Source organism: Oceanobacillus sp. M60 (assembly GCF_053839645.1).
On sequence record NZ_JBSSNH010000010.1, the window covers coordinates 42,488 to 56,244 of the forward strand.

The following is a 13,757-nucleotide window of genomic DNA, read 5'->3' on the forward strand; positions in this document are numbered from 1 at the left end:
GTTCCCCTCTGGCTGTAACGGTTATTCTAAATTCGTCAGCTGATATCCGTCAGCTGTTAACTCCACCGTATACGTCCACTGATAATCTTCTGTTTCTGTCTCATCGCTTGCATACATCAATTCAATTGTTTCACTTGTTGTTACTTCCCATGTTTCTGAATCAATCTCTTCCACATCTTCTACAGACATTGATACGATTTCTTGTGTTAATCCACTATCATATAAGCGTTCCACTAAGTCTTGCTGCATCGTATCTAATTCACTGCCAGTAGCAATATAATCTTCTACTATGCTATAGTCACCAGTATTAATAGCCCAGATTAAATTATCAACATAATTTTCAACTACTGCTTCTATTTCTGTAAGTTCCTCATCCTCCGAATTGCCATTCTCATCACTATTTTCGTCGGCTTCATCTTCGTCCTCTAAAACAACACCTTCATATTCCTCGCCAGATGCTTCAAAAAACTCATAATTGATATCTCTCGGGTAAAAAGCTTCTGTGAAATCTTGAATATCCCATTTACCGCCATCTGTACCGTATTGAATAGTAAAAATGGTCTCTATATTTATTTCTTCATACTCTGAATCTGGATCATAGGTTCCTGTCATATTCAGCTGAACAGGAAGTTCGAATTCCGGGTTGTCTGATGAATCACCCTCTACATATTCCGAATCCTCAAAGGCAATCCCGATTTCATCCAATCTGCCGCTGAATCCATTATCATTAAAATACGTAAAAAGTTCATCCTCTAACGTTTCACTTAATTCATCTGAAATATTTTCAATCACGGATGCATCCAGCTGGGCTGTTGCTTCTACATAATTTTCACTAAAGTTTGTGATGACTTCTTTGATTTCTTCTTCTGCCCCATCAGTGAATAACTCGGTAATATACACATCGTGTTCCCTATCTGTAATCGCAATTGGTTCAATTTCAATATCTCCCCAATCTGTTTTGACAACACCAGTCAATTCCATGGAACCGTCAAGTAAAAGCGGTCCGGCTGTCACATAACCACTATCTGTATTCGTTTCAAGGGGTTCTTCATTAATCATCCATTCCATCGAGTTATATGGTAAATCACTCTCGAACATTTCATAAAAAGTGACTTCCCCCACCTCTAGTTCCGACTCATAGCTGTTATACGTATCCATTAACCGTATGTTCTGACTTTTTGCAGCTTCTCCGTAATCTGTTTCAAAACTGCTTGCCGCTTCATAAATACCGGGAGCTAATGGACCATATTCAATATAATCCGAAGACGCATCAGCCTCTTCAAACCCGCCGCCATTAAATGTTGTTGTCACCCCTTCTACATTAGAATAGACAGTAACATACTGCGGCTCGGCTGCTACATCATATTGCGTGAAAAACAAGAATGCTTTTTCATTGGATTCTTCCATATCAAAAACAGGAAGTTCTTCAAATAGCACTTCGGAATCCCCGTCACTGATAAAAGCGAATTCCTCCTCTTCCCTCATCGCAGCCACAGCATTGGCCTCCTCAGCAGAAAGCTCCTTGCCGTCCACTGTCATCACCTTTTGAATCGTTTCAGTATCTCCCTCAGCCATCGCACTTGCAAAACGATTTGCCGTGTTTTCCTCGGAATAATACATATTTCCCCAAATACCTAAACCAATGACACATAATGCAATAACGCCAAGTATTCCTGTCAATATCTTTTTCTTTTTTGTCATTGGCTTCTTTTCTTTATTCACCTGCCGCGTCTGCTGCTCGCTTCGTGTCTGATTTTCTTCCTTGCCAGCTTGCTCTACCGGTGCTTTTTTCTCTGCAGCTTCTTTTTCCGTTTCTGACGCTATGGCTTTATGCTTCGGCACCTCGCTGCTTACCTTTGTTCCGCAATGCTTACAAAATTGCGCTCCGTCCCCAATTGGCTTTCCACATTCTTTACAAAATTTAGTCAATCTTTTCTCTCCCTCTTTTTCGTAGCATGCACGCCCATTGCTTTTCCTTATATATAATGGAAAAACAAACGCTTCCTCTCGTTTTTTAACAATGCCTATGTACAGGAAACAGAAAATTACAACATTATTTTCTGCACTCTTTTCTTATATGTCATATGCGCACAGCTTCTGCACTGCCTGCATACAATATTCTTATCACGTCACAACCATAGGCTGATTCCATAATAGATACAGCTCCCGCCTCGTGTAAGAAATAACCAAAAGTTATCGTTAGGAGGTTTTTTGATGGATCCCGATAAGCATGATTCTCGTTCTGATAAGAAAAAAGTTTTCCCTGAAAATTGGAATATTGATTTTGCCCCCTTTCAAGAGTTCGTCGATCGAATGGATAATCTATTTTCCCGTTCTTTTAAATCATTCCAGGGCCAGATACTTAATGATTTTCCCGCAGAAATAATAGAGGAAAAAAATCACGTTTATGTAAAAGCAGAAGTTCCTGGATACCGCCGGCAGGATATTCAAATTGAAATCATAGGAAATCAAATAAAAATAATATTAAATAAGGACGAAAGCCTATCCGTACAGACAGAAAAAGAAAACGTAAATAAAAAATCCACCGAGCGGAAAGAACGCATTATTACACTCCCTTTTAATATACCAAAAAAAAGCATCACGGCAACCCTTGAGAATGGAATTTTAATCATAAAAATCCCAAATCAATCCATATCTCCCCATATAATAGATATTGAAGACTAATAAGCAGCTGATAAAGCTATACAACGGCCTGCAGGCAAATTCGCAGCAAGCCTGAATTCTGCGAATTAATTCTCCAATAAAAATCGCCGTATGACAGTTTTCATACAGCGATTTTTTTATTCTTTTATCATGAAAAAAAGCAAAAAGCTCCCATTAAATGAAGTTCCGTTTTATAATCCGACCTGACTCCGTGCATCCTCTAACACTTCAGCGGCTGCAATCGTATGATCGATTAATTCCTCAAATACTTTCTCATCATGATTTTTGATAATTTTATTGATATGAATAAATTCATAGGAAAGTCTTGCCCGGTCCTGTTTTACAGAGATGTCCTTTGTTTTTCCATCAATCGTGATTTTGACATTTCTTGCACCATTTGCGCCAGGCTTGATATACATATAGCCTTCTTCTCCCTGAATCGAGACAAAATTTTCACCAGTGGTGTCCTTCGATCCAACACAGCTTGCTTGAAAACCTGGATAGGAAAGTAAAGCGATACCGGAAGTATCTATGCCATTTTCATACAAATTCGCTTTATAAGTAACCTCTTCCGGCTTGCCAAATAAACGCAATACAAAATGGAGATTATAGATATTGATATCCGCCAATGCACCGCCTGCAAATGCAGGATTAAACATATTGGTCACCTCTCCAGCTTTTAATTGATCATAGCGGCTGGAGTATTGGCTGTAATTACATTGAATCAGCCGGATAGGTCCTAATCGTTCAATATGCTTGGACAGCTCTAGAAAGTTAGGTAAAAACAAAGTAGGAATCGCTTCAAAAACAAACACTTGATTTTGTATCGCTGCCTCCTTCAGTTCCTTCGCTTCCTTGGCCGTCGGGGTGAACGGCTTTTCACAAATAACATGCTTTTTATTTTCTATCGCTTGAAGCGCCTGCTGTTTATGCAGTTGATTAGGGGAAGCAATATATACGGTATCCATCTCTTCATCAGCAAAAAATTCTTCCAAAGATGTAAAAGTTTTCGGGATTTGAAACTCGTCGGCTAATCCATCCGCTGTTTCTTGTTTTCTGGAATATGCAGCAACACAGTTTACTTCTTCAACCGGTTCTATTGCCCGCAGCATCTCCTGAACAATCTTACCTGATCCAATTGTGCCTAATTTCATACTAACCAACCTTTCCTGTGGTTTAATAACTTTTCACTTCAATATTTGTAATCCGAGCTATTTTTTACATTATACTAAAAATCATTCGAATTTAAAAAATAGCAGCCTTTTCCGTCTAAGAAAAATCGGCAGAATATTGCTTAATTAATAGAATAACACAAGTTTCTGCAACCTGTGTTATTCTCGGTAAAATATTTTACATAAAAGTTTTTAATTTACCTGCTATTTTCTTTGGGTTTTCTTGCCCAGTTATCGTGCTGCCAATAATAATAATATCAGGATGGTTTGCCACAATGTCTGGCATTAAATCCTCGTTAATCCCGCCAGCAACAGCTACTGCTAAGCCTGTTTCTTCTGTTAATTTGAATAAATCTTTATGAAAAGCCCCATTACTTTGCTGATCTTTCCCCACATGAAGACTTACCAGTTCTGCCCCTAATGAAGCTAATTCTTCTACACGTTGTTTGGATTGAATTCCAAGTAAATCAATCATTATTTGTCCGCCTCGTTTATCAGCTTCCTTCAGTGCCTCTCTAATGGATGCATCAGCTGAAAAAGCCATCACTGTCGTTATATCTGCCCCTGCTTCCAGGGCTTGTTTCACTTCATGTTTTGCTGCATCACAGGTTTTCATATCTGCCAGAATTATTTTATATGGAAAAAGCTCACGCATTTCACGGATAATGGACATACCATATTCTTTAATAATCCCTGTACCAATTTCAATAATATCAACATATTCTTCAGTATCCTCTGCCAGTTGAATACATCTATCCTTTGATAATCTATCCAATGCTAATTGTAGTCTCACTGTCTGTCCTCCTTAACGTTCAATACGTTCTACTTCTCCCAGTTTCTCTTGAACATCTTCATAGTATGGAAGTCCCTCGTTATCTCCAGCAATACTAACAACTATGGAACCGATAGTATTAGCAAAGTGCAGACTGCGCTCTAAATTCCAGCCATTTAAAAAACCATAAAGAAATCCAGCATCAAATCCATCCCCCGCACCGACTGTATCCACAACTTTAGAAGCTTTCACAGGATCCGCTTTTATTGTCTTTCCTTGATGGTAACCAACTGAGCCAAGCTCACCGCGTTTAATTATAATAGTTGGAATATTAAATTCCTTTGTTTTCTCAATAATTGCTTCTGGTTCACTCTCCCCAATAATAATATCCATTTCGTCTTCCCCAGTAAGCAAAATATCCACATGTGGAAGAATAGTTAATAATACTTTTCTTGCCTCTTCTTTTGTCCACATCTTAAGACGGATATTGGGGTCAAAAGAAATTTTCACACCATGCTTTTTGGCAAGACGAATGGATTCCATCATGACTTCTAAATTGTTTCCGCCAATTGCTGGGAAAATACCTGTCAAATGCAGTATACGTGTATTTTTAATATATGACTCATTTAATCCTTCTGGTTTCATTGTTGATGTAGGTGACTTATCACGGTAAAAAAAGACTTTTACACTGCCGTCCTCCATAATTTCTTTAAAATTTAATGAAGTAGGATAATCGTCTACCAATTTCACTTCTTTTACATCAATTCCTTCGCCTCTTGCAAAGGTAAGGATGGTCTTACCAAACTCATCATTTCCCAATCGACTGATATATCCTGTATTTAGACCAAGCCTGGAACAGCCGACCACAACGTTAAGTTCCGCGCCTCCAATATGCTTTTTAAATCCATTTACAAATTTCATCGGGCCTGTCGCATCTGGATTAAAAACAATCATTGCCTCTCCCATCGTAATAATATCTTTCATTCTATTCCCTCCAAAATTCATTTCTATCGTTTAATTGATCGTAATTTTCCATTTTCTGAAATAATCACTTCATCCGCCATATTTGCAAATATTCCTGTTTCTACTACACCAAGCAGCGATTTTATTTCCTTATGCACTTTTTCTGGCGCATCAATCTTTTCGAATTGACAGTCAATAATATAATTGCCGTTATCTGAAACAAATTGCTTTTCATTCCGATAGCGCAAAGTTGTTTGGCATCCTAGTTTTTGGAGCCTTTTCTCAGTTAGTTCCCAGCCAAAGGGCACTACTTCTACAGGTAAAGGAAATGCTCCTAATCTTTTAACCAGTTTATCTGCTTCTGCAATAACAATAAAATAATCCGCAATATTATCTACCATCTTTTCGCGAAAAAGTGAACCTCCGCCTCCTTTAGACAGATGAAGTTGCTTATCTACCTCATCTGCTCCATCAATAGCAAGGTCTATATGACCATTCTCAGCAAAATTTGTCAATGGAATTCCAAGTTCAATTGCTAATTTCTCCGACTTTTTAGAAGAAGGAATACCTTTTACCTGAATTCCTTCTTCTTCTATTCGCTTAGCAAGTTTTTTTAACATATAATTTACCGTTGAACCAGACCCTATTCCAAGTATCATTCCATCTTTTACTCTTTCGGCTGCATTCTCTGCAGCATACTGTTTATCTGATGTTTCCATTTTCAAACTTCCTTTCTTTTAAAGTCTTCCTTTAAAATAAAGCAGGGTTGATTAATTTAGGAATATAGAATGTAATATCCGGGAATAAAGCAACAAATAAGAGAACGATTAAGATAATTGCAATATATGGAATTACCGCTACAAAAGATCGTTCTATCGACATATTTCCTATCTTTGCTGCAAGTAATAAACAGAGCCCGTATGGAGGTGTAATTAAGCCAATCGCAAGTGTAATAATTACAATTAACCCTAGATGCACCGGATCTATTCCAAATTCTAAAGCAGTAGGCAATATAATAGGTACAAACAAAATCATCGCTGGAATCGCATCCATGAATGTTCCTATAAACAAGAAAAATGCAATAATAACAAGGATAAATAACCAGCTTGCACCAATATTATTATCGAAAAACTCCTGTGCTGCTGTTCCCAGCTGGTAATAGCTCATCAACTCTCCAAGCGCACTGGCAGCTGCAAGTGCAAATAAAGATAAAGAACTAAGCGCTAAAGTATCGAATAAAATCTTTGGAAAATCTTTTATTTTTAATGTTTTATAATAGAACATACATACGATTGCTGTATATATAGATGCTACTGCTGCAGCTTCTGTAGCAGTAAAAAAACCAGATATAATACCTCCAATAATGATAACAGGTGTCAACAAAGCTGGAAATGCATCAAAAAATAACTTAAGCAGTTTTTTCATTTCAACGCGTTTATCTCTAGGATAGTTCCGTTTAACAGCTATCACGTAAATTAAAATCATCATACCTAAGCCAATTAAAATTCCCGGTATAATTCCTCCCAGAAACAAAGCACCAACTGAAGCATTTGTCAGTCCTGCAAAAATAATCATAGGAATACTCGGAGGTATGACTACTCCTACCGTGGAAGATGCAGCAGTAACGCCTACAGAGGTCTCTTTATCATAACCTTTACGAAGCATGCTGGGAATAAGAATTTTACCCACACCTGCTGTATCTGCCTGAGATGCGCCAGATACGCCTGCAAACATCATCGATACAAGAATATTTGCATGTGCCAAACCACCGCGAATCGGTCCAACGATTGCTAATGCAAAGTCAATCAGCTTTTCAGAAATTTTCCCTGAATTCATTAAATTTGCTGCCAAAATAAATAATGGAACAGCTAATAATACGAACGAATCAAGACCATTCACCATCGACATAGCTACCGTTGCTTCTGGTGTATAAGGAATACTCAAAATACCAATGAGAGCAACAATTCCAATTACAAAAGCTATTGGTACACCGATAAGCATTAACAGTAAAAATAAACCAACAAGTAGAAATCCCATTATCCATGGACCTCCTTTGCATTTAGTTTCTGTACATGTTGTATCATATGTGACAGTGTATAAATCAGCATCGTACCTGCCATGATTGGTATGGCAATCCAAATATAACCCATTTTCATATTTGGCAAGGTTGACCATGTATAATTCCAAAACTCGTTAACCACTTGTAAACCTAATAAAAAGACACAAACATTAAAGATAATTAAAACACTATCGTTAAAAAGACTTAAATAAATTCTTTTTTTCCCTTGAAATTTTCGCTGCAGGTAATCAAAATTAAAATGCTCCCGGCGATTAACCATAACAGCAGCCCCCATAAATACTGCCCAAATAAAGGAATAATTTGCTGCTTCTTCCGTCCAAATAATTGATATACCTAAATGCCTAGTCAAGATTTGTAAAACAATGACAAAAAAGAAAACACATAGAAAAAGGACTCCAATAATAATCTGTACTTTTTCCAACGCTTGTATAAATTTCTTCATATGACTTCCCCCTTACTCTTCTGCCAGAGTGCGGATTTCCTCAAGCATTTTTTCTACTTCAATTTCTTCTGCAAATTCATCTAAAATAGGTTGAGCAGCAATAATAAAAGGCTTCCGATCTACTTCATTCACTTCAGCTCCATCTTCAATTGCCTGCTGTTTATAATCTTCATCCTGTTCTAATGTCACTTCACGTTCTGTTTCGACAGAAGCTTCTGCCGCATCTAAAATAATTTGCTGCTGATTTGCACTTAAATTATCAAACTTCTCTCCATTCATTAGAAGAAAACGTGTTGTATAATCATGCGCCGTCTCACTGATATACTTTCCATTTGGTGTAGTATGGTGAGATTGCTGTACAAAGAAAGGGTATGCGTTTTCAGAAGAATCTACCACATCCTGCTGTAAACCTTGATATAATTCTCCCCACGAGATACCAGATGGAATAGCACCCACTTGTGTCCAGAAGTCAGATACTATTCCCGATGTCTGTGTTCGAAATGATAACCCTTTCATATCTTCCACTGTTTCAACTGGTTTTTTCCCATAGTAATGTCTTGTCCCTGCTGACCAATAACCTAAAAGCTTAAATGAGTTATCCGATTTTTCATTAATAATTTGTGCCATCTCTTCTCCAACTTCTCCGTCTACCGTACGAAGCCAATGGTCATAATCCGTAAATAAGTACGGAGCAGAGAATAAATCAACCTCTCGAATACCTGTCTGTGTCATAAATCCAGGTGAAACAACGACAACATCAGCAGCCCCCAGCTGAATTTTTTCCACTAGTTCAGATTCCTCTGTTCCAATCGTTCCAGCATGAACCTCCACTTCTATCTTGCCGTCTGACTCTTCTTCTACTACTTCTTTAAATTTCAAAAGTCCAGCTTGGTAAGGATTATCTGGTGACGTCTGGTTGTGTGCTGCAATAATCTTCAGCGTACCGTCTTCCTCAACCTCGAACTCATCATTCCCACACGCCGCTAAAAAAAGGCAGCATACAGCAAACATAATGAAAATGAAAGCGTATTTATTACATTTCATCATTTATAACCTCCCTTATATATTGCAAAATAAGACGCATTAAAGTGCGTTTGAACGTCTTCTTAAAGGATTAAAAAATTGCTTGCAGAAACGAACGCTTATCAAGATGATGCCCTTCGTTTCTGCAATTTATTTTTCTATTTATCTATTCTTCCTTGCTAATTCTATAAATTCCTTTGCACGAGCTGTTAGTTCTTTATAATCTGTTTCTGTTTTTAGTTTTGAAGCATCCACTAAATTACTGCCAAGCCCTACTGCTGCACTGCCATTATCTAGATATTCTCTCAAATTGTCCTTGGTTATTCCGCCAGTTACCATCGCTGTTACATGAGGAAGCGGACCGCGGATATTTTTAATATACTTTGGGCCTACCGCATCAGCAGGGAATACTTTTACCATACGGGCACCATGTTCGTATGCGGTGGTTATTTCAGTAGGTGTTAAAACACCTGGAATATGCTCTATTCCATAGCGCTGACACAATTGCAATGTTTCTAGGTTCCATGTCGGTGCAACAACAAACGCAGCTCCTGCTAAAATAACAGAACGCGCTGTCTCTGGGTCCAGTACAGTACCAGCACCAACTTTAATCGATTCATCTACATTTGCGACTGCTTTTTTAATAATCGCATTCACATTTGTTGTTTCCGCAGTAATTTCTACATGATGAATTCCGCCTTCTGCCAAAGCTTCCAGAATTCCTACAATATTTTTTTCACTAGATTTGCGAATAACAGCTACCACTTTCTCTTTTTTGATTCCTTCAATAATAGTCATTTCAAAGTCTCCTATTCTAAATTAGTATGTTTTTGATTCAGACTTGCTTCACTGCGATTTTCTGGATATGCCTTCAATAAGTAAACAACCATACTATCTAAGACAAGATGCGCAGACTGGTCAAACTGACTTCCTAGCGGCTGAATGGTTTTTGGTTCTGCTTCTAACCGTTTTTTTGTAGCGGCTGGAATACAGACAATCAAATTGCTGTATTCGCCAATTGCTGATTGTGGATTTGTTGTAACCAATGCAACGGACGCTTCAATTTCTTTTGCTTTTTTCGCATAATGTAAAAGAGATGCTGTTCCGCCAGAACCGGATATTAATAATAATAAGTCGCCTGATTCCAGACTTGGTGTAATTGTTTCTCCTACTACAAATACCGGATAGCCGCTGTGCATCAAACGCATTGCAAACATTTTTCCCGCAAGACCAGACCTGCCTGTTCCCCCAATAAATATTCGATTTGCTTTTTGAATTTTCTCCGCCAGTTCTACCGTTTGATTTGCATCAACCTGTGACAATACTTCCTGCATCTCTCCAGCTACTGTTTCCAATATATCTTTCATATAGAGTATCCTCCTTAACAAGATTTTCTTCGTACTAGAATCGGCTTGAATCGCACCGTTTCCGAATGCTTATCAGTTTTTTCTTTTAAAATGACTTCAAATAAGTTTTCAGCTGCTTTTTTTCCCATATCAAAAGCAGGCTGAGAAATTGTTGTAAGTGGCGGATTATAGAAGTCCGCGAAAGATACATCATCCACATTAATGATTGCTACATCATCTGGTATCCTCATATTTCTCTTATTTAAAAATGAGAGTATCTCATGCAGCACACGATCATTAATGGCAAAAATAGCATCTGGATGTTTGTCCTTTTGAAACAATGCATCTAGCTTTTCATATATCGTACTGATCTTCCCGGTAATTAAAGAAATTTTTGGACTGTCTTTGCCTTTCTGCTGAATAAATTTTTGAAAAGCATTTACACGCTCCACTCTTGGTGTTACCTGTTCAAGTAAAGGCGGACTTATCATTGCGATATGCTTATAACCACCCTCCAATAAAGTATCGGCAGCTAGTCTTGACGCTTCCTCATTGTCCAAAAGTATCGTATCTACCTTCAATTCTTTTACAATTCGGTCCATAAACACTAATGGATACTCCTCGTCCAAAAGCTGTTGATATAGCTCTACATTACCGCCAGTAGGAAAAGCAATAATTCCATCCACCTGTTTAGCCTTTAGCATTTCAATATATTTTTTTTCTTTCTCAGGTTGATCATCTGCATTGCATACAATCACATGGAATCCTTTGTCATGACAAAAATCCTCAATTGCTCGTATTACCTGTGTTGAAAATACATGAAGAATATTTGCTACAATAACACCTATGGTCGTTGAGGATTTCTGCTTTAGGCTGCGAGCCACCATATTTGGGTAATAACCTAAATCCTTCACAGACTGTTCAATTTTGATACGTGTCTCTTTGCTCATATAATCGAAACGACCATTCAAATATTGAGAAATTGTACTTTTGGACACTCCTGCATGCTTAGCAACATCTGCCATTGTTATTGTTTTCATCTGCTTCACCTGTTTAACTCATAATTAATAAATCGGTTTAGTAAATCGATTTAGGTGTAGTATAAATCAATAGAAAGCGTTTTACAAGTCTTTTTTTTAATTGCTACCATGCTAAAAGGCAAGCAACAAAATACTTTGCTTACCTTTCTTAAAAATAATATTACTAATAAGGATAATACCCATACGGCGGATATGGATAGTATGGAGGATAAGGATAATATGGCGGCGGTCCTCCTATGTCATCTAGCAGTAACCCTGTCGCCAATCCTCCTAAAAATGGCACGCCAAATCCAAATACAGGATTTCCATAAAATGGTCTTGGATGGTGATATGGCCTTCTGACTTCTTGATAATTGAATTGGTTATTTAATCCGGCAGGGTTATAAAAGTTATATGGATACATTCCCTGCTGATTTTCTGCAGGTACATTGAATTCATTCATTCCATTGCCCTCCTTCCATTGCTTCCTACCAAGATATGCATCTACCCAGGGAAGTGATAATTGAAGGCTTTTTCTTATTTTTGTTCCTGCCGCAGCGCAGCAATGCCAGCTTATTTCTCTGCAAATGTGTTAAACTAAAAGAAAAATCAGACAAAACAACAGGAGGCGAAAGAAATGAAGAAGCAACATTATGCAATCATCGATATTGGCTCCAATACCATGCGTTTAGTCATTTATGAAAAAACAAAGGGGAACCGGCTGAAAGAAATAGAAAACGTGAAAGCCTCCTCCAGGCTGCGTACCTTTTTAGAAGAGGATAATACCTTAAACCAGGCCGGGATTGACCGTTTAATTGATACATTGAAAAGCTTTCAGGAAGTGCTGGATACCTATACCTTACAGGACACCATCTGTGCGGCTACAGCAGCTGTCCGGCAAGCGGAGAATAAAAAAGAAATTGAAACCCAAATCGTCGAACGTACAGGATTAAATATCCGCATTGTAAGTGAACAGGAAGAAGCCTACTATGGCTATTTAGCAGTTATCCATTCTACCTCTCTCACAGAAGGAGTTACCGTAGATATCGGCGGCGGAAGTACAGAGGTTACTTATTTTGAGGGCCGGGAACTCAAGGAGTCACACAGTTTTCCTTTTGGTGCGCTTACCTTAAAGGATTTCTTCCACAAGTCCATTCCGACAACCGAAGAGCTCTCCAAGCTGCGCCACTATCTAAAGGATCAATTCGCAACACTTCCATGGCTTGCAGATAAAGAGGTCAAATTGGTTGCCATCGGCGGAAGTGCGCGTAACCTGGCTCAGGTCCATCAAAATCTGGAGTCTTATCCGCTAGCAGGTCTGCATGAGTATCAAATGTTCCAAAAGGATATTATGGAAGTAAGCAATCATTTAACTTCTCTGAAACCGGCTAAATTAGCAAAAGTAGAAGGACTTTCTAAAGACAGGGCGGACATTATTATTCCTGCGATTGAAGTTTTTCACTGCCTCTATCAGACTGTTCAGGCAGAGAGCTTGATCCTAAGCCGGAAAGGACTTCGGGATGGCGTATTGTATGAACATTTAGCAAAGCAATTCGATTCCTCCCTCTTTCCAAATGTATTAGAGGAAAGCATCCAGGAGCTCGTTAATGATTATGATCTGGATCGTAAACATATCAGCCATGTCCAAAACCTGACCGAGCAAATATTTGATTTTTGCAAAGAAAATGGACTGATCCATCTGGACAAGCAGGACCGGCAGCTGTTGAAAATGGCGAGCTTTTTATTTAATCTCGGAGAATATATTGATTCCGAGTCAAGCCCGCAGCATACCTTCTACCTTCTGGCTAACCGTACCATTGATGGATTAGAGCACCGGGAACGTCTGAAGCTTGCACTGGTTGCTTCGTTTAAAAATAAGACCGTCTTCAAGCAATTTATTCAGCCCTATAAATCATGGTTCCTAAAGGAAGAGCGCCAGAAATTATTAGATTTGGGATCTTTATTAAAATTCACTTATTGCTTAGATGCGACCAAAAGGCAGATTGTCGAAAAAATAGAGTTTACATCAAAGAAAAAGACCCTCATTATTCGTATATATACGAAAGGCAATGCCATGCCGGAAGAATACCAGGCAGAAAAACAGAAAAAGCATCTGGAAAAAGCAATTGGAAAAGAAGTAGACCTGGAATTTATTGATTTGTAAAGACAAAAATAAGCGTGCAGGAGAAAGCTGTTACGACCCCTCCTGCCAAACAAATTATTCACACAAACTTTACACCTCTTTAACATACTTTATGCGGAAAAGGATTATGATA

The 13,757-nt window shown here is 38.3% G+C and carries 14 protein-coding genes; 2 read left to right on the top strand and 12 right to left on the bottom strand.

All coding sequences use genetic code 11. The features are described from left to right. Positions 1 to 21: 21 nt before the first annotated feature. Positions 22 to 1,929, bottom strand: coding sequence for a zinc ribbon domain-containing protein (locus tag ACW0TQ_RS20525; RefSeq protein WP_455725962.1), 1,908 nt, complete (start codon positions 1,927 to 1,929; stop codon positions 22 to 24). Positions 1,930 to 2,214: 285 nt separating this feature from the next. Here ACW0TQ_RS20525 and ACW0TQ_RS20530 point away from each other — a divergent pair, with 285 nt between their 5' ends. Continuing rightward, on the top strand, positions 2,215 to 2,685 hold the full coding sequence (locus ACW0TQ_RS20530) for an Hsp20/alpha crystallin family protein (protein WP_193064841.1): 471 nt from the start codon (positions 2,215 to 2,217) through the stop codon (positions 2,683 to 2,685). Positions 2,686 to 2,855: 170 nt separating this feature from the next. Here ACW0TQ_RS20530 and ACW0TQ_RS20535 read toward each other — a convergent pair whose 3' ends face one another. The 11 genes from ACW0TQ_RS20535 to ACW0TQ_RS20585 form a co-directional block, all read right to left on the bottom strand. Further along, the gene (locus tag ACW0TQ_RS20535) at positions 2,856 to 3,818 is read right to left on the bottom strand and encodes a Gfo/Idh/MocA family protein (protein ID WP_455725963.1); all 963 of its coding nucleotides are present in this window, start codon (positions 3,816 to 3,818) and stop codon (positions 2,856 to 2,858) included. A 196-nt stretch (positions 3,819 to 4,014) separates the two neighbouring features. After that, entirely contained in the window at positions 4,015 to 4,629 is a 615-nt protein-coding gene (gene hxlA, locus ACW0TQ_RS20540; protein ID WP_368900923.1) for a 3-hexulose-6-phosphate synthase, read from the bottom strand. Between the two features lie 12 nt (positions 4,630 to 4,641). Continuing rightward, on the bottom strand, positions 4,642 to 5,592 hold the full coding sequence (locus tag ACW0TQ_RS20545; RefSeq protein WP_193064843.1) for a sugar kinase: 951 nt from the start codon (positions 5,590 to 5,592) through the stop codon (positions 4,642 to 4,644). A gap of 23 nt (positions 5,593 to 5,615) precedes the next feature. Continuing rightward, the gene (gene rpiA / locus ACW0TQ_RS20550) at positions 5,616 to 6,290 is read right to left on the bottom strand and encodes a ribose 5-phosphate isomerase A (RefSeq protein ID WP_368900924.1); all 675 of its coding nucleotides are present in this window, start codon (positions 6,288 to 6,290) and stop codon (positions 5,616 to 5,618) included. 31 nt (positions 6,291 to 6,321) lie between these two features. Further along, a complete protein-coding gene (locus ACW0TQ_RS20555) occupies positions 6,322 to 7,608 on the bottom strand; it encodes a TRAP transporter large permease (RefSeq protein ID WP_193064845.1) in 1,287 nt (428 codons plus the stop codon). Continuing rightward, positions 7,608 to 8,093: a TRAP transporter small permease gene (locus ACW0TQ_RS20560; RefSeq protein ID WP_455725964.1), complete on the bottom strand. Its 486-nt coding sequence runs from the start codon at positions 8,091 to 8,093 to the stop codon at positions 7,608 to 7,610. The genes ACW0TQ_RS20555 and ACW0TQ_RS20560 overlap by 1 nt, the downstream gene beginning before the upstream one ends. 12 nt (positions 8,094 to 8,105) lie before the next feature. Further along, entirely contained in the window at positions 8,106 to 9,140 is a 1,035-nt protein-coding gene (locus ACW0TQ_RS20565; RefSeq protein WP_455725965.1) for a TRAP transporter substrate-binding protein, read from the bottom strand. Positions 9,141 to 9,278: 138 nt separating this feature from the next. After that, positions 9,279 to 9,914, bottom strand: coding sequence for a bifunctional 4-hydroxy-2-oxoglutarate aldolase/2-dehydro-3-deoxy-phosphogluconate aldolase (locus tag ACW0TQ_RS20570; protein ID WP_455725966.1), 636 nt, complete (start codon positions 9,912 to 9,914; stop codon positions 9,279 to 9,281). Between the two features lie 11 nt (positions 9,915 to 9,925). Further along, entirely contained in the window at positions 9,926 to 10,483 is a 558-nt protein-coding gene (gene hxlB / locus ACW0TQ_RS20575; RefSeq protein ID WP_193064849.1) for a 6-phospho-3-hexuloisomerase, read from the bottom strand. A gap of 14 nt (positions 10,484 to 10,497) precedes the next feature. Next, positions 10,498 to 11,511 carry a LacI family DNA-binding transcriptional regulator gene (locus ACW0TQ_RS20580; protein WP_319022573.1) on the bottom strand — a complete coding sequence of 338 codons (1,014 nt, stop codon included), beginning with the start codon at positions 11,509 to 11,511 and terminating at the stop codon, positions 10,498 to 10,500. A gap of 154 nt (positions 11,512 to 11,665) precedes the next feature. Next, complete coding sequence (locus ACW0TQ_RS20585; RefSeq protein WP_256705040.1) at positions 11,666 to 11,944, bottom strand: spore coat protein; 279 nt, start codon at positions 11,942 to 11,944, stop codon at positions 11,666 to 11,668. A 174-nt stretch (positions 11,945 to 12,118) separates the two neighbouring features. On the opposite strand from ACW0TQ_RS20585, the gene ppx reads away from it, so the two are divergent. Continuing rightward, positions 12,119 to 13,645 (top strand): exopolyphosphatase, encoded by a 1,527-nt coding sequence (gene ppx, locus ACW0TQ_RS20590; RefSeq protein ID WP_042529924.1) that lies wholly within the window; start codon positions 12,119 to 12,121, stop codon positions 13,643 to 13,645. Positions 13,646 to 13,757: the final 112 nt, after the last annotated feature.

What these genes read in the sequence shown, in the direction of transcription:
- ACW0TQ_RS20530 (WP_193064841.1), top strand. Translation starts at nt 2,215, where the DNA reads ATGGATCCCGATAAGCATGATTCTCGTTCTGATAAGAAAAAAGTTTTC.
- ACW0TQ_RS20535 (WP_455725963.1), bottom strand. Translation starts at nt 3,818, where the DNA reads ATGAAATTAGGCACAATTGGATCAGGTAAGATTGTTCAGGAGATGCTG.
- ACW0TQ_RS20545 (WP_193064843.1), bottom strand. Translation starts at nt 5,592, where the DNA reads ATGAAAGATATTATTACGATGGGAGAGGCAATGATTGTTTTTAATCCA.
- rpiA (WP_368900924.1), bottom strand. Translation starts at nt 6,290, where the DNA reads ATGGAAACATCAGATAAACAGTATGCTGCAGAGAATGCAGCCGAAAGA.
- ACW0TQ_RS20555 (WP_193064845.1), bottom strand. Translation starts at nt 7,608, where the DNA reads ATGGGATTTCTACTTGTTGGTTTATTTTTACTGTTAATGCTTATCGGT.
- ACW0TQ_RS20560 (WP_455725964.1), bottom strand. Translation starts at nt 8,093, where the DNA reads ATGAAGAAATTTATACAAGCGTTGGAAAAAGTACAGATTATTATTGGA.
- ACW0TQ_RS20565 (WP_455725965.1), bottom strand. Translation starts at nt 9,140, where the DNA reads ATGATGAAATGTAATAAATACGCTTTCATTTTCATTATGTTTGCTGTA.
- ACW0TQ_RS20570 (WP_455725966.1), bottom strand. Translation starts at nt 9,914, where the DNA reads ATGACTATTATTGAAGGAATCAAAAAAGAGAAAGTGGTAGCTGTTATT.
- hxlB (WP_193064849.1), bottom strand. Translation starts at nt 10,483, where the DNA reads ATGAAAGATATATTGGAAACAGTAGCTGGAGAGATGCAGGAAGTATTG.
- ACW0TQ_RS20585 (WP_256705040.1), bottom strand. Translation starts at nt 11,944, where the DNA reads ATGAATGAATTCAATGTACCTGCAGAAAATCAGCAGGGAATGTATCCA.
- ppx (WP_042529924.1), top strand. Translation starts at nt 12,119, where the DNA reads ATGAAGAAGCAACATTATGCAATCATCGATATTGGCTCCAATACCATG.